This window comes from Flavobacterium flavigenum (assembly GCF_027111255.2).
Classification (GTDB): Bacteria; Bacteroidota; Bacteroidia; order Flavobacteriales; family Flavobacteriaceae; genus Flavobacterium; species Flavobacterium flavigenum.
Genome location: NZ_CP114285.2, coordinates 5348921 through 5366181, shown reverse-complemented (window position 1 = coordinate 5366181; position 17261 = coordinate 5348921). Strand labels below are relative to the sequence as shown.

The 17261-nt window shown below is 32.9% G+C and carries 13 protein-coding genes; all 13 read right to left on the bottom strand.

What is annotated here, in order from left to right:
- Positions 1-108 precede the first annotated feature (108 nt).
- Positions 109-1074 carry a YeiH family protein gene (locus tag OZP09_RS22300; protein ID WP_269235804.1) on the bottom strand — a complete coding sequence of 322 codons (966 nt, stop codon included), beginning with the start codon at positions 1072-1074 and terminating at the stop codon, positions 109-111.
- A gap of 74 nt (positions 1075-1148) precedes the next feature.
- Positions 1149-2042, bottom strand: a complete 894-nt coding sequence (locus OZP09_RS22295) for a LysR family transcriptional regulator (RefSeq protein ID WP_269235803.1) — start codon at positions 2040-2042, stop codon at positions 1149-1151.
- A gap of 24 nt (positions 2043-2066) precedes the next feature.
- Positions 2067-2405, bottom strand: a complete 339-nt coding sequence (locus tag OZP09_RS22290) for a hypothetical protein (protein ID WP_281310023.1) — start codon at positions 2403-2405, stop codon at positions 2067-2069.
- A gap of 35 nt (positions 2406-2440) precedes the next feature.
- Entirely contained in the window at positions 2441-4468 is a 2028-nt protein-coding gene (locus tag OZP09_RS22285; protein WP_269235802.1) for a hypothetical protein, read from the bottom strand.
- A gap of 79 nt (positions 4469-4547) precedes the next feature.
- The gene (fabG, locus tag OZP09_RS22280; protein ID WP_269235801.1) at positions 4548-5294 is read right to left on the bottom strand and encodes a 3-oxoacyl-[acyl-carrier-protein] reductase; all 747 of its coding nucleotides are present in this window, start codon (positions 5292-5294) and stop codon (positions 4548-4550) included.
- 662 nt (positions 5295-5956) lie between these two features.
- Positions 5957-7327 carry a DUF4302 domain-containing protein gene (locus tag OZP09_RS22275; RefSeq protein ID WP_281310022.1) on the bottom strand — a complete coding sequence of 457 codons (1371 nt, stop codon included), beginning with the start codon at positions 7325-7327 and terminating at the stop codon, positions 5957-5959.
- Positions 7328-7338: 11 nt separating this feature from the next.
- The gene (locus OZP09_RS22270) at positions 7339-8199 is read right to left on the bottom strand and encodes a substrate import-associated zinc metallohydrolase lipoprotein (protein WP_269235799.1); all 861 of its coding nucleotides are present in this window, start codon (positions 8197-8199) and stop codon (positions 7339-7341) included.
- 19 nt (positions 8200-8218) lie between these two features.
- Entirely contained in the window at positions 8219-9694 is a 1476-nt protein-coding gene (locus OZP09_RS22265; RefSeq protein WP_269235798.1) for a RagB/SusD family nutrient uptake outer membrane protein, read from the bottom strand.
- Positions 9695-9705: 11 nt separating this feature from the next.
- Positions 9706-13434, bottom strand: a complete 3729-nt coding sequence (locus OZP09_RS22260; RefSeq protein WP_269235797.1) for a SusC/RagA family TonB-linked outer membrane protein — start codon at positions 13432-13434, stop codon at positions 9706-9708.
- Between the two features lie 186 nt (positions 13435-13620).
- Complete coding sequence (locus OZP09_RS22255; RefSeq protein WP_269235796.1) at positions 13621-14730, bottom strand: FecR family protein; 1110 nt, start codon at positions 14728-14730, stop codon at positions 13621-13623.
- A 91-nt stretch (positions 14731-14821) separates the two neighbouring features.
- Complete coding sequence (locus OZP09_RS22250) at positions 14822-15430, bottom strand: RNA polymerase sigma factor (protein ID WP_269235795.1); 609 nt, start codon at positions 15428-15430, stop codon at positions 14822-14824.
- 306 nt (positions 15431-15736) lie between these two features.
- Positions 15737-16165 (bottom strand): hypothetical protein, encoded by a 429-nt coding sequence (locus OZP09_RS22245; protein ID WP_281310021.1) that lies wholly within the window; start codon positions 16163-16165, stop codon positions 15737-15739.
- A 139-nt stretch (positions 16166-16304) separates the two neighbouring features.
- Positions 16305-17177 (bottom strand): succinate--CoA ligase subunit alpha, encoded by an 873-nt coding sequence (sucD, locus tag OZP09_RS22240; protein ID WP_110308046.1) that lies wholly within the window; start codon positions 17175-17177, stop codon positions 16305-16307.
- Positions 17178-17261 lie beyond the last annotated feature (84 nt).

The window sequence follows — 17261 nt, the reverse complement described above, 5'->3', positions numbered from 1 at the left end:
GAAACAAGTTTCTCCACACATAGTTATGAGTTTTTAAATAAGTGAAATGCTTTTTTATACGCTTATAAAAACTATCTCATCTATGTGTTTAAAATTATACGCAATAAATTATTTAAGATATAAAATCGATAGCAAACCTAACCCCGCAATAAATACCCAAAGAAAAACACCCTGCAATAAAGGCTTCACTCCTACTGATTTTAAAGCATCACTATTTAAAGTTGCCCCAATTAGAAACAAAGTAATGGTTAAACCGATTTTGGCAATTTCTACAACATTTGGGCTAAAAACAGCTATTTGAGGTACATAAGAATTCAACAACATGGCCACAATAAACAATCCTATAAAATACGGAATCTTGATTTTTGAGTTTTTATTTTTAAAAATAATAGCGGTCAGAATTGAAATCGGAATAATCCATAATGCTCTTGCGAGTTTTACGGTTGTCGCAGTCTGCAAAGCTTCGGCTCCGTATTTATTAGCCGCACCTACTACAGAACTGGTGTCGTGAATTGCAATAGCACACCACAGTCCAAAATCTTTCTGAGATAAATCAAGCTGATGCCCAATAAAAGGAAACACAAACAAGGCAACTGAATTCAAAATAAAAATCACGCCCAAAGCTATTGAAGTCTGATTTTCGTTTGATTTGATTGTTGGCGAAATGGCTGCAATGGCACTTCCTCCGCAGATTGCCGTTCCACACGAAATTAAGTGCGATGTTTTTCTATCGGTTTTCAGCCATTTTCCTAAAAGTGTACCAAAAATTAATGTGCTGAAAATGGACAAAATAGTGAGTAAAAAACCTTCTTTACCGGCTGAAATAGCTGATGAAGCGTTCATTCCGAAACCTAGACCAACTACGGAAAACTGTAATAAAAAAGTAATAGCTCTATGATTGAATGCTATAAACGGATTCCCAAAAACATTTACGATCAGAACACCTAATAATAAAGCAATTGGCGGGGAAATAACTGAAAGCAGACACAAAACGATTACTGCTCCAAAAATAAGCTGCTGAAGAAAAAGATTAACTTCTACTAAATGAGACGCTGAATGTTGTTGTGTTTTCAAAATAGAGTACTTAATAATTACCCTGCAAAGTTCTGCCGTTTATATCGAAAACGCCAATCGTAAAATACAATCGACTATAACTTCAGATTATAATAAGATGAAATATTTTGAATAAACAACTCCGATAATGGATCGGATTTCCCTAGTAATGTAATAATGTAAAAATATCTTTCGATAGATAAACCTTCCACATCTAAAACGATTAATTCGTTATTTTTAAGCTCCTTTCCTACTGCGTGTATTGACATAAAAGCAAAACAGTCTGAGTTTAGCAGGTACGATTTGATACTTTCTGTATTTCCTAGCTGCATTTCGATTTGTAAATCGCTTAATTTTACACCGACTTGTTTTAACGCATATTCTATAACTTCAAGTGTTCCGGAACCACGTTCGCGCGTAATGAATTTCATGGATTTTAAATCTTCCAGCGAAATTTCATTTTGTTTTACCAAAGGATTTCGGTTGCAGACCAAAACCAGTTCGTCCTTAATAAACGGAACATACTTAATCGACTGATTTTTAGATTGTCCTTCTACAATTCCGATTTCGATTTCTTTATTGATCAGGGCATTTTCAATCTGTTCCGTGTTTCCATTCAGTAAGTTGACTTTGATATCCTGCTGTTTTTGGTGAAATCGTGCTAAAACCGGTGAAATGATATATTGGGAAATGGTGGTACTTGAACCCAATCGCAATAATCCCTGACGCTGATTGATGAAAGAACTCATATCAAAGTCTATTTCGCGATAGACTTCGAAGATGTTTTTGGTATGCTTCAGTAGAATTTCACCTGCCGCAGTTAAGGCAATTTTGGATCCGTTTCTTTCAAAAAGCTTGGTTTTATAGGTTTCTTCGAGCTCCTGAATGTGTTTGGAAACGGCCGGCTGGGTAATGTATAATTCCGTTGCCGCTTTAGTAAAATTAAGGCGGAGTGCAACGGTATAAAATACTTTTAGCCTGAAATCCATTGTTTACTAATTTTTTTTAACAAATTATAGCCAATCTATTGGAAACGTCCCTAAATAATTTAGTGTAAACATTAAAAAATATTTACCATCCTTTTTATTCTTCCTATAAATATAAATCTTTTTTGAAAAAGACTTCTTTACTAAACTATCCTCTTTTTCAATATCTTTCACATGAGGATCGAATCTACTAAGAGTAAATTCATTATCATTATTAATGAAAGTAATACTATTTGGCCTTTCATTAAATCGGGTAATTACAAACTGATAATTCTTTCTGTTTTCCTTTATGGCATTAATGTAAATAAAAGAAAAAACAGTTATAAAAAAAAGACTAAAGAATATAATGATTTTTTTTGCTTCCATAGTTAAAATTATTTTTCTTTTAAGTCCTATGTCTTTTAAAGCATCCCATTATACTTCCTAACAAACCATTCAGTAGTCAATAAAGCGGCAATTAAAACCAGCAACCAAACCCAATCAATTAATGGAGTTTTAGTAGCAATATTCTTTTCTATCGATTTATATTCCTTATTTTCTAAAAGAGTGTGAATTAAATCATCTGCCTGGTTTTCGAAAAAAGCTTTTCCATTGGTTTGCAAAGCCAGTTGTTTCAGTTTTTGAACATCCGGATTTACAAATTGCTTTTCGATATCAAAATCCAAAATCTCAAAACGGCTGGAATAAACCGTATTGCTGTTTAATTCTTTTACGGTGAAACTATATTTTCCGGCAGCGAGACCGTCTAAATTGACTGAAAAAGAATTGTTGCCTTTTAACAAATCGTAGTTTTTGGCTTGTTTGGTTTCAGCATTTGTAACTGTGATGGTGAGTCTTGCTTTTTCGTCAAACTCATAATTTTTATTGAAATATTGTGCGTTTATTACAATCGCTTCACCCGAATTATAAAAACTTTCGTGTGTTACCACCAATGATTTTCGCGAAGCCGAAGATGCCAGGAACTGAATTATCTTATCGACAAAAACATCATACTTTTCAAACGACTGATTGTCGATATGGCTTTGCAAACGCCATTTCCAGCTGTTTTCCCCTAAAAGAAAAGCAGTTCTTCTGCCCTGATTTTCGGCGAAAGCCAATAAAGGCGCATTGGTTGAAACGTTTCTTATTTTAGACGAAAGCAAAACAGATACATTTCCGCTGGTTGTAACGCTCCCGAATAGGTTCTGCAATGGCGGAAAGTTTTCAAAACCAATATTCTCAATCGCAAACAAATTGAACTGCGGCTGAAATTCGGTTAAATAATCTTCCCTTTGACCGCTCATTTTAAAAATCAGATTATGCTGTTTTTGATTTAGGAAATTAAAATCGGTACTGTTTCCGGTAATGATAAAACTATTCGTCCCGGCCAGTTTATTGTTGTCAAAAATAGGTTTAAAAGCTCCATTTGGCTGATACAAAACCAAAACTGATACCTCATTTAATTTGTCGATTTCATTAGGTCTTGCCAAAATCACTTTGCGTTGTGCATTTGTTTCTATTGAACGTTTCAAAGCTCCTATATCCGGATGATTTATAGTGGAAACGATCGCAATAGTTGACTTTTGATCAATTACTTCAACTGCAAAGTTTTTGATATTGTTGTAGCTGTTTTTTTCTTTTACGTTAGAAGAAACATTTGCCCTGAAAATCTGCAGTCCAACTTTATCAGCCGGTAACAAAATATTTAGAGAAGCTGTTTTTTTAGAAGGCGAAAAAGACACTTTCTCTCGGGCTAAGACTGAATTTCCCTGCGAAATCGTAAAATCAGCGTTTACAGCTTTAGTTCCTGCATATTGTAGAAAAACCTCAACCGGAAATTTATTTTTATGAAAAGCGTATTTATTAACGTTTAACTGATTGATTTTTAAGTCAAAAAAAGTGGTTGTATCTCCCACAACCAAAGGATAAACTTTATTGACAGGATCAAAACGATATACATAATCGTTTCCTGTAGTCTGATTTCCGTCTGTGATGATCACCGTTGGAAAAATCAGGTTTTTATTGATGCTTTTTAAATTTTTAGCAACCTCATCCAGATTGGTTTGTTTTCCTTTAAAATCAAATTTGTCTGAAGGCTTAAAATCGGTATCAAACTGATACGACTGGATTTCAAACTTTTCCTGAAGTGCTGCGTTAGAAATTAGTTTCTGATATAATTCGGCAACTTTTTTATCAGACTTCAAAGCCGTTATAGAACTTGAATTATCTACCGCAATAGCCAAAGGAGTTTTGGTAATCTGAAGTGAATTTTTCGTCATTACAGGATTAATCAGTAACACCAATAATCCGAAAATGATTAAAAAACGTAAAAAAGCCAAAAACACATTCACATTCGAATGGTTTTTGGCTTTATAAAAATATTGAAAATACGACAATCCACCAGCTATTACTAAAGACAATAGTAATAATAGAATCGTGTTTGTAGTCATATATTATTTTGTTTATAGTTGTTAGTTTATAGTTTTTGGCTGTGAACGATAAACAACAAACCATAAAACTATTCACATATTAAGTAAGCATTCCTCCGCAAACATTAAGCACTTGTCCGGTAACATAAGCACTCATATCAGAGGCTAAGAAAAGACATGCATTGGCAACATCTTCAGTAGTTCCGCCACGTTTCAACGGAATTCCGTCTCTCCATCCTTTTACTACATCTTCCGGTAATTTTGCCGTCATTTCAGTTTCGATAAATCCAGGAGCGATTGCATTGCAACGAATATTACGAGACCCCAGCTCTAAAGCTACTGATTTTGTAAAACCAATTGCTCCCGCTTTTGAAGCAGCATAGTTGGTTTGTCCAGCATTTCCTGAAACCCCTACCACAGAACTAATATTAACGATAGAACCAGAACGTTGCTTCAAAAAGGTTTTCTGAATTGCTTTTGTCATATTAAAAACCGATTTCAGATTGACATCGATTACCTGATCAAAATCAGCTTCAGACATACGCATTAATAAGTTATCTTTTGTAATACCGGCATTGTTAATCAAAATATCAACTGTTCCAAAATCTGCTAAAACAGCGTCAACAAAAGTCTGCGCTTCATTAAAATCCGCTGCATTTGACTGGTATCCTTTTGCTTTAACTCCCAATCCGTTCAATTCTGTTTCCAGAGCCTGAGCTGATTCTACAGATGAACTGTATGTAAAGGCCACATTGGCACCATGTTTAGCAAAAACTTCGGCAATTCCTTTACCAATTCCACGGCTCGCGCCTGTAATGATGGCTACTTTTCCTTCTAGTAATTTCATATTCAAAATTAATTTTAATATTTATTTGTAGCTAATCCTGCTATCCGCTATATCTTTTTATCTGCCAAAAAAAAGCAGCTAAAAAGGATACCGCTTCTATCAGGGCTAAAAACGACTTGTCAAATATAGAACAATTCCTTTTTTAAAAAAAATAGCAATTGTAATAACCTTTTAAAACAATACAATTTAATTTTATAATCTGATAAAAAAGAAAAGCAGCTCTAAATTGAGCTGCTTTAAAATAAAACTAGGGTATAACCAAAATATTCTTTTAAATATAATTTTGTTTTGTTATAAAATAAAAAACTACCATTACAACTGCCATAAACAGCATTCTGTAAATTGATGATTGAAACTCTTTTGTGTTATTAAGTTTATCCTGCTTCCTCTGTTTTACAAGACTCAAAGTCATTATTGGAATGATTAGGATTATGGAGAGATATAAATAATATCTTGTATACTCCGCATACAATAGTGATATCGTTACGAGAAACAAACCCCATAGAAAGAAGGCAATATTTATTGGTGTAATAAACTGTTTTATCATAATGCTTAAATTTTAAATTTATTAAGATGAATTAACTATTTACTTTTTTGAGAATAAGCAACTCAAAAACAGAGTTGCTTATTCTCAAAATAAAAAATTAAAACTAAACTTTTTATTATTGAAACGAGTACGCAACCATTCTAAAAGGAGTTGTTGTACTTGTAAACGTAAATGCCCTATAACCTGAAACCGGTGTTTCTGCAAAATACAATCCCTGAGGGTTCATAAACTGATCATCAAGATTTTTCAAAAACGATGGCGTTGCAATTGCTGGTGCTGCAGCTGTAGCAGTTGATTTCCAAACTCCTGGAGTAAATGTAACTTTTTTATCAGCAGTATTAACAGTTAAAGTAAAGTAATGGTATCTTCTGGCTATCGTTGCACCTGTTGCATCTGCAAATCTGTACTCAATATAATTACTTCCATCAGCATTATTAAACCATAGTTGTACTCTTGAAAGCATTGCACCTGCTGCCTGTTCTGAATTCCCTAATAAAGTCAAAAATAATGCAGAGTTTGCGGCTTCAAATTTTGTTAAATTATAAATGTAACCGTAAACATTATTCCCGCTTCCTGGCAATAACAATTTATAATCATCTGTTAATACTAATGGCGCATTGCTATATTTAATGGAAGCTGATACGCCTCCAGTTCCTGTAGCCGTAAAACTTCCATCAGCATCATTGTAAACGAAATCAGTTAATTTTTGGCTTCCAACTTGTATACCAGGATTCACAACAATTCCGGTTGGAGTATAACCAACACCAAAATTAAAACTTACAGAATAACCTGTTTCGATTGAATTTGCAGTTGCGTAACGTGTTATAGGCGAAAATGAAAAATCAAACTGATGTTTTGTTGTTCCGTCATTTGTTTCCAATAACCTAAATAATGGTCTTGTTTCTGATCCTATTACATTGGGAATCATGTCAAAATTTTTAGACAAATTATCCCTATCTTCTTTCGTTGCTTTTACAAAACGTATTTCCTGACCATTTCTATTGGCCCTAAAAATAATCTGACCATTTTCCTGTCCGTAATACAAAAATTGAAAATCTCCCAAATATCCTTTTGCTTCCAATTCATCTATTGGATAATTATCTGATTCAGACAAAAGATGTATCCAGTTTTTTGTTGTAAATGTTAAACTTACGGTACTTCCTAATTGTATCTGATATTCACTTTTTTGTGTTACATCGGTATCTAGATCTTCATCAAAATCAGAAGACATTTCAACTGTACCATCAGCAAAAAACTTAAAAAAATGAGTATAGCCTCCTAAAATAGTATTGTCTGTAAAATAGATTGCTTTCCATCCTTCCGGAGAAGAAAGTAATACTTGTTTTAATTCTGCCATTTGGGCATTTAAACGCTCCGTAGGAGTTTTATCAAACTTTGGATCTGCGTCTGTATTGTTATCGCAAGCGCTTAATTGCAATGCTAAAAACGCTGCAAACAAGAACTTATATATGTTTTTAATTTTCATAATACTTCGTTTTAATTGGTTATAACAGCAGTTGTGTTTATTTCAGCTGCATCTCTTAACGCATAAAAATCCATGTTGTAAGCTTCTTTAAAATATTTTACAACAAGTGCTTCTTTTGCTTTTAATGCTGCCAAAGCAGTTTGACTTTTAATGCCAGCTAAAAACGCAGCGTATTCTGCCTTTGAATATATTAACATCATTGAAGCTGTTTCTGCAAAATCTTCATTAATATTTGATCTGGCATAACTTGTAATAAATCCAATTTCGTTTGATACAGGAATTGAAAAATTATACCAATCAGCCGTATATCCACCAGGTGTTAAAGCCGACCATGATTTCTCATCAAAAGGTTTGTGCTGATTTAATATATGAATATACTCATGCTGAATAGTATGGATAAACTCTGACACATTAGCACGATCAGATCGATCGATATAATCTGTTTCAAATAAGGTAACTCGTTGTCCTCCTTCAGCTATACCGAGGGTTCTTGTACCTACACTGTTTAAATTTACTCCTCCAACTAAAACAATTTCTCTTGGTGCAATCTTTTTTACGAAATCTGCTCCACCAATTTCTGAATAACTTTTAAGCCATATTGTTTCAACAATCTCAAGTGCTGGCTGTACTTTATTTATTGTTGGAGGGAATAAATAACGACTGTTATCAACCGTATTCTGGTTCCACTTATATTGTACATTAATATTGTATGGATTCAAATATGTAGACGCTATCCAATTATCTAAATCTGTTCTTATCGGTTGTGTATAATCTAATTGACTATCTCCCGGCTGATCATCGTGCGCACATGAAATTATAGTCATTGAGACCATAATTAACATTGCTATTTTATTATAGTTTATTAGTTTCATAACAATTTACTTTTAAAATTTATCTTGGATTCAACTCAACACCAGTGCTTGACGCATGAAGCGGGATTTGTAACGCTCTACGGTTATCATCTTTTGCTAAAATATTAGTTGGTCTATTAGCTGCTTCATGATTTACTACAAGGTTAAAACGTTTTACATCAAACCACCTCATCCCTTCATGTACGAAATCTCTACGTCTTGTTTCTGCAAGTGCTTTTATATATGATGTCTGTACTGGAGTCATTGTATAAAACGGTGTAAATTCATTAGCAATTACAGGATATTTTGCTACAACTTTTGCTTCAGTTATTTTATCTGTAGCAACATAACCTACAGTTCTTGTTGATAAAAAATATTCAAGCTCGTCATTTGCTAAAGCTATATCGCCTTTCATTACATGTGCTTCAATCCTGTTTAAGAAAAATTCATCGTTACTTAATAAAACTTCTGCGACATAAGGATCTCCAATACCAGCTGTTACATTTGAATATTTAAAATATTCGTAAAACTTAGGTAAAAAAACTGTTATACTACTATTTGAAGAATAAAAGTTATAATACCATGGTTTAGCAAAAAGGTTTGTAGCTGTACCGAAAATTTCCGGATAACGAGAACCTGAAAGATAAAAACGGTTTGAATAGTAAGATCTGCTTATAATAGAATTTGCAGAGACGATTAATAAGTTCGTTTCAGCATTACTAGTTGCATAGTTTAATCTTTGTGAATTAACAGGTATTGATTCATATGAAAAATAATCTCTCAATTTACCAACTGGTCTGGAACCTAAATCATTAGACACTTCAATAACTTTGTCCCAATCACCTTTTATTAAATAAAATCTACTTGCAAAGGCTTTGGCTGCGCTCACATTAAAATGAAACTTAGGTTCTTTGTAATCGTTGGTTACTAATGGTAAACCCTCTTCAATATCTTTCTGAATAAAATCGAAAACCTCTTTCACAGTATTTCGTTTGTATTTTGTCAATAATTCTGTTTCAGGTTTTGTAACATAAGGAATTCCTAAATCAGTAGCAGCAGTAGCAGGATTATAACGTTTAGACCAAAGAGAAACCAACATAAAGTGAGAATATGCTCTCGCTAGTAATGCTTCTCCTTTTTGCGGATTTAAAGCAACTGTATTTCCAAGCTGATCAATTGCTTCAAGCGCTTTATTTGCATGTGCAATTGCTTTATAACAAGCATCCCAATAGTAGGCCTGAGTGTCAATATCTGTAGTTTCTGTCTGAATTTCCCAATTATAGTTTTGTTGATTTTTTAGTAATGTTTCTGCCATACCACTATCAAAAACGTTATCTGACATTGTTTCTGCAATATCAAAATAACTCATTTGAGGATAGGCATTTACTAATAATTCAGAAATTTTATCCGGAGTATCTATTTCTGTTCTGTTATCTGGTTTCTCAGACAAGAAATCATCACAGCTACTAATACTTAAAAGTATTAATAGGGATAATGCTATTTTTAAGTTTTTCATAATCTTAACTATTAAAATGAAAGGTTTAAAGTAAAAGTATATTGAGATGTTACCGGTAAAGCTACTCCTCCTGAATTACGAAATTCAGGATCCTGACCGTTTAATCTCTTGTCAGAGTAAATTAGCCAGGGATTAACTGCTGAACCTTTTAATGTAAAAGTGCTAAGCCCTAATTTTCTCTTGAAATCACTTGGAAATTCCCAACTCAATGATATGTTTTTTAGTCTCACAAAATCTCCATCAGCGATACGCACATCTGAATAGTTATATGTATTATATGCTCTTGCTAATGTACGTTCTCCACCATAATTTGCATTCAGACGTTTATCTGCAATAACAGGAACATTTGTAAAATTCTCATCTCCAGGATTTATCCATCGGTTGGTAAAGTCCTTTGTGAAAACTGTTAAATCATCATAAGTACTATCATAAACTGGATTTAAACGAACTTTGTTTCCTCCTGATCCAACAAAAAACACGTATAAAGACCAATTTTTATAAGTAAACGTATTTGCTAAACCTATTGATTTGTTTGGCTCAATAGATCCTTCATATTTTAAATACTTTGTAACATTTAAATTGTCCTGAAAATTTGCCCCTGTAACATTATCTGTTTCCCCATCAGCCATTATGAAAGTTGGTAAACCTTGATTGTTCAGACCAGTAAATTGGTATGAATACAATGAATTTCTAGGATGACCAAGTGTGTTACCTCCATTTGCATCTATTAAATCAAATGCTGTAGGTGTGTTTTCTAGCTTTGTAATTTGTTGTTTGTAAACAGAAAAATTAAGAGTTGTAGACCATTTAAAGTCTTTGCTATCAATATTTTTAGTTGTAAAGCCAATTTCTAAACCTTTAGTTTCCATATCAGCATTATTTCCTTGTCTGATTCTTTGACCACCAATTCCGGAAGTAATTACATAATCAACTAAATCAAATGCTTTACGACTGTAAATATCTGTCGTTAATTGAAATCTATTGTTAAACATTCCAAGATCAAGACCTATGTTAGTTTCAAATTGTTTTTCCCAAGTCAAACTTCCATTTTGTAACTCATCAATCTGAATTCCGGTTTCTCTGTCATCAAGATTAAAACGATCTGTTATATAACTCTTGTAAATTGCCAAAGAGTTTGTTGCAGGTCCTGCAGTTGCAGTAAGTCCGTAAGAAGCTCTTAATGCCAAAGTATTTACAGACGCAATATTTTTCATGAATTTTTCTTCAGCCACATTCCATTTTCCACTAAAAGTATATGTTGGCAACCATCTTGAAGAATTACTGTTTCCTTGTCTGTTTGATCCATCATAACGCCCTGTAACAGAAGCAGTATAACGACGATCGTATGTATATCCTATTTTTCCGAAGAAACCTACTGTTCTTTCTTTTTCTTCATTAAAACCATAATAAGAATCTCCTCCGTTGATGATTTTTTCAATAATTCTAGGGTCAGTAAATGCAGTCAGACCTCTGTCATATTGTAAGCCGGCGGCAGTAAAATTATCACTGCTTCTGTCAACCACTCTTAACTCAGTACCAAATAAACCTTCTAATTCATGTTTATCATTAAATATGTTTCTGTAATTAACACTATTTCTTAAATTATAAGAAGTTAAGTCATTAGTAAATTTTCTTAAAAAACCTCCATTTGGTAAAACAGAAACTTTAGGAGCTGTTAAATCATTAGGATCCTGATATAAAAAGATATTAGCATCCCTTACTAATGTATTTACTCCATCTTCACCATCCGGCGTACCAGCTTTATAAGCTCCAACTACGTTTGAATTCTCCATAATTTTATGCTCCCGACTTGTATTTGCAAAACGAGCAGAACCCGTTAAATTATAATTCAAATGGGGATTAATTTTGTAATCCAAATCCAATTGAAAACGGATGTCTTTAACTTGAATTTCCATGAAATTATTCTCCAATTCATTGATAATATTCATTTTAGCCCAGTTATTTCTGTAGTACTCTAAATCTCCATTTTCATCATATGGTCTTAAAGTTCTACTTGTATTTAATACATAATTAAATGGATTGATATCAAAATCACGCGTTACTTTTCCAAAAACAACATCTTTTTCACTTTCATAACTTCCTGGTGCTCCTTGATCACGAACAGAAGCCATTGTAGAAAGCGTAACATTTAATCTGTCATTTACATAAAATGTGCCCTTAATATTTGATGAAATTTGTTTAACATCATCGGCAATAGTCCATCCCGGATCTGTATAATATCCTAAAGATGCATAAAATGTATTGTTTTTTCCACCACCAGAGAAACTCAAAGAGTGATTTTGCGTAATAGATGGCCTGAATAAAACACTAAACCAATCCGTATTTGCCAGTTCGTATTTCTTTAAGAAATTATTACGACTAACAGGATCGTTATTAACTAAATAACTATCCGTTTCTGGCACATAAGTATTGATAGCCCTGCCTAAAATATTATAGGCGCCCCCATATCTTCCATTTACAGTTGAAGGTAAATCTAAATATCCTTTAGCTTCCATTTCTTTAAAAATACTCATAGATTCCTGAGAATTCAGAATGTCGTATTGACTGTAATTTGGAACAGCTCTAACAGTTTGCTCTAATGAATAACTTACTTTTAAAGGAGAATCTCTACGACCTTGTTTTGTAGAAATAACCACAACTCCATTTAAAGATCTTGATCCATAGATAGAAGTCGCAGAAGCATCTTTCAAAATTTCAATACTTTGGATATCATTTGCATTTAAACCCGCAATGGATGAACTTAATAAAGTTTCAGAGTTACCAGATGCTAAGTCTGCAAATGTTAAGTTGATAATATCTTCCTGTACTACTCCATCAATTACCCATAATGGTTTGGTATCTCCAAAAATGGAAGAAGATCCACGGACTGTGATTTTAGGTGCTGTACCAAAAGTTCCTGTAATGTTTTGAACGGTAACACCAGCAGCTTTTCCTTCAATCATTCTACTCACATCCACGACTCCGTCAACTTTTAGTTCAGCAGCTGAGATTTTACTAATCGCTCCTGTAAAAGTCCTTTTGGAAGTTTTTTCATATCCAGTTGTAACAATAACTTCTTTTAAGTTCTGTCCTGCTTCATTTAAAACAATAGTGGGAGAAGTATCTTCTATTCCAATTTCTTTGGTTTCAAAACCTACATAAGAAATTACTAACTGATTGCTATTAGCAGGCATTTCTATAGAAAAATTTCCATCAAAATCAGTCAGTACAGCTATTTTAGTACCTTTTGCAAGTATTGTTGCCCCAGGAAGAGGGCTACCATTTATATCTGTAACTTTTCCTTTTATAATAGGTCCGGCTGACAATATTTCAAATAAGGATGTATGTGATTCATCTGTAGAAAAACCATCTAATTTTGTGTTTTTTTGCAAAATAATCTGATTGCTTATTTCTGCATAAGTAATATTGAATGGCTTCAAAATTCTGTTCAGAATACTTTCCAGAGTTTCCTGATTTGCCTCAATACTAACTTTTTGACTTAGCTGTGGCAATCTTGAATTGTATGAAAATTTCACGTGTGCAGATTTTTCAAGTTTAGACAACGTATTATCCAAACTTAAATTCTCAACTGCAATGGTAACTTTCGTATCTAGTTTTCTTTGTCCAATCACACTGTTTGCCATGGTAACACTTGAAAACACAAGTGCTAAGACGAACTGAAATAGCGTTATTTTCATGATTCGATGGAGTAATCGTTGTTTCACAACTGGTTTTTTCATAATTTTGGTTTGTTTTGATTAATACTATTCACGTGTATTTTTAGAACGCAATAAATAAATCTTTACAGAGATTTATTTAATTTTTATAAGTGTCGAATATGTTACAGCATTTCGGCACTTTTGTTTTTTTTACATAGGCAGCAAGTTGATTATTATTTATTTATTATACATATTCATTATCAAAACTTAATTACAGCCTTGAGATGATATTACAATTTGATTTCCATTCATCTCAAAACTCGTATCATTGCCAATACTCTTGCAAATAATTTTAAGTTTTTCTGATAACGGCTGATCACTTAATGAAGTGGTTAAATGACAATCTTTTAATTTATCTTTAGGAAAATCAATTTCAACCAGATAGGCTTGTTCTATTGTTCTAAGAATCTGTCCTACCGGAATATCGGTAAATTCAAAACTTAATTGTTCAATATTGCCAACATTACTAACTAATGATTTATCCTCTGTTATATTGTTTATTTTATTAAAAATCAGATCTTTTCTTAAAAAACGTAAGGCTTCATTAGGTAATAAAACAACCTCTTGCTTTGAATTTCCTGTCAATTCATTTGAGCTTACCTTAACTTTACCGGTTCGTACAAGTACTTCAACATTCGGCTGATCTGAATAAGCCCTTACCCTAAAACTAGTACCAACAACTTTTGTAATAATTTCGTTAGCATAAACAAGGAAAGGCTTTTTGGGGTTTTTACTAATTTCAAAAAAACCTTCCCCCGATAAATACACTTTTCTTTGATTTCCGGTAAAGATTTTAGGGTAACTTAATTTACTGTTTGGCTGTAATAAAACTGAACTGCCATCTGACAAAGTAATTATTTGTGGTTTATTAGAATTATTCGTCTGCTCAACGAGCCCTTCATTATTTTCTTCTACAAGTTCCTTATATGTGACAATAGTATGATCACTATCAAATGTATTATGATAAAACCAAAGTGATAAAAATGCAAAAAATAAAGTAGCGGCAATACTACCCCAATACATCTTTAAATACTTAAATGATTTGTCTATTATGCTTTTGTTTCGATTCTCTTTTTCTTCAATCTTGATCCAGGTTGATTGTAATGCAGTAGTAAGCTCTGAGTAAGAAATTTTATTGGTCGGTACTTTCATTGCCAACAATAAAAGTCTGGCATCTTCAACCAATTTTGCCCTTTGCTGATTTTCTAAAGTCCATTCTTCCCAACCTTGATCATCAATTTTGGACAAAACCCACAACTGAAATGACGGATCGGCTAAAAAATCTTCAATTTCGATATAATAATTACGTTTTTGCATCTATAGAATAAGGTTACAAAAACATAGAGGACAGTTTTTTTATTATATACTCACCTATTTATGATTTTTTTTTAATTTTTTTAAGATAATTTTAAATAATCCCAGAGGAAAGTAACACCAGAATAGAAAAGCTTCCCTTCCATTCCTGGCGAAGCTTAAGTAAACCGCGGTGTAAAAGATTATTTGCCGATTGATAATTCACATCTAACATTTCTGCAATTTGTTCGACTGATAATCCTTGGTTGTATCTTAAAAATAATGCTTCTTTTTGGCGTGAAGGCAATTCATTTAGTAATTTATTGAGATAAAGCACATTTTCTGCAGTAGCTTCATCATCAATAAGTTCATGTTCTACCGAAAAATCAAAAAGAAATTCAATTGAATCTGTGTTTGTGATTTTTTTAAAAATATGGTCACGTTTATACAATCGTGCAATCCTTTTTCGGACGCTTGATAACAAATAAGCTTTTACAACTTTGGGTTCCTGCAAGGATTCCCGATAGAGCCAAATATCTGCAAATACATCCTGCACACAATCCTGAACCTTTTCTGTAAAAGGTGAAAATGAATTTCCATAATGAATTAAATCTCCATAATATTTTTCAAAAAGTAAAGAAAATGACCTTTCATCACCCCTTTTAAGCTTGTTCCAGAGTTTATGATCATCGTGGGCATCTAATGGTAAGATTAAGGTCTTCATAAATATTTTTTATTTATATTGAAATATTTGTAGAATTCACAATTGTGTAATTATCCTAAAAAATTATTACAACTTAAGTCAATTCAACATTAAATAATATGTGTAAATCACAAAAACAAAACAATAATTTAACATTATATTTAGTTTTTGTTTTATAAATATATGAACCCTGAAATTTAAAACCAATTTTTTTACAAAAAAGTAACCTTATATTTAAACTTTTTAGCTTTTCTTATTCTATGCGCAAAAAAAAACCTTACTACTATTTAGCAAGGTTTTTTTTTATGAATTTATTAATGTTGAATTTTAAAAAGCTACATTCCATCTTGGCAATTTTGCATTTTCATCTAAGAAATTCTGCAAAACCTGCCCTTCAACAGTTGTTGGAATTCCTTTTGTATCAGCGTTGAATGTTTCATACCAAACTACTTCTAAAGCTGAGATATTCTCCAACTTCATTTGTGCCGGCCATGAATATTTTCTTCCGGTTTTTGCAAACTGATGACCATTTACAATTTTATCGTACAAGCCGCCATTTTTACTTTTTAATGTTCCGTCATTTTGAACAGTTCCTGTAGAACCTACCATGATTAATTCTTTCGCATCACCTTCAACAGCATAAACCACAAATATTCCGGCTCCGGATTCCGGGGCATTGCAAACTTGCTCTAAACTATCTTCTACAGTAAAAGTAAAACTGCTGCTTACTTTAAACTTTTTTAATTCTTTACTCATATTATTTTTTTAAGCTTCTAAGATACTGAGGTTCTGAGATGCTAAGTTTTTAGTTTTATACCTCAGCCTTTTAAAATGTAAAAAAGTCTCAACTAAATATTGAGACTTTTTACATTTATTATTTTAAGTATTGAAATTATTATCCAAGTACTTCTTTTACTTTTTTACCAATTTCAGCTGGCGAATCAACAACATGTATTCCGTTGTCTCTCATAATTTGTTTTTTAGCAGCAGCTGTATCATCAGAACCACCAACAATAGCACCTGCGTGACCCATTGTTCTACCAGCTGGAGCAGTTTCTCCTGCGATAAAACCAACAACTGGTTTACGGTTACCATCAGCTTTAACCCATTTAGCAGCATCAGCTTCTAATTGACCTCCAATTTCACCAATCATGATGATGATTTCAGTTTCAGGATCGTTCATTAATAATTCTACAGCTTCTTTAGTTGTAGTTCCAATAATTGGGTCACCACCAATACCAATTGCAGTAGTGATTCCTAAACCTTGTTTTACAACCTGGTCAGCAGCTTCATAAGTTAAAGTTCCTGATTTAGAAACGATACCAACTGAACCTTTTTTGAAAACAAAACCTGGCATAATACCAACTTTAGCCTCACCCGGAGTAATAATTCCAGGACAGTTTGGTCCGATTAATCTTGAGTTTCTTTCTTTAACATAATTATTTGCTTTAATCATATCTGCTACAGGAATTCCTTCTGTAATAGCAATGATTACTTTAATTCCAGCGTCAGCAGCTTCCATAATTGCATCAGCAGCAAAAGCTGGCGGAACAAAAATGATCGATGTATCAGCTCCAGCCTGATCTACAGCATCTTTTACTGTGTTAAAAACCGGACGATCTAAATGGCTAGTTCCTCCTTTTCCAGGAGTTACACCACCTACAACATTAGTACCGTACTCAATCATTTGAGAAGCGTGGAAAGTTCCTTCGCTACCTGTAAATCCCTGAACAATTATTTTGGAATCTTTATTAACTAAAACACTCATGATATATATTTTATGTAGTTTTTAAAATTGTGATGCAAAAGTAAGGTTTTGTAACTTATTTTCACCTTTTTTATCGGCAAAAAA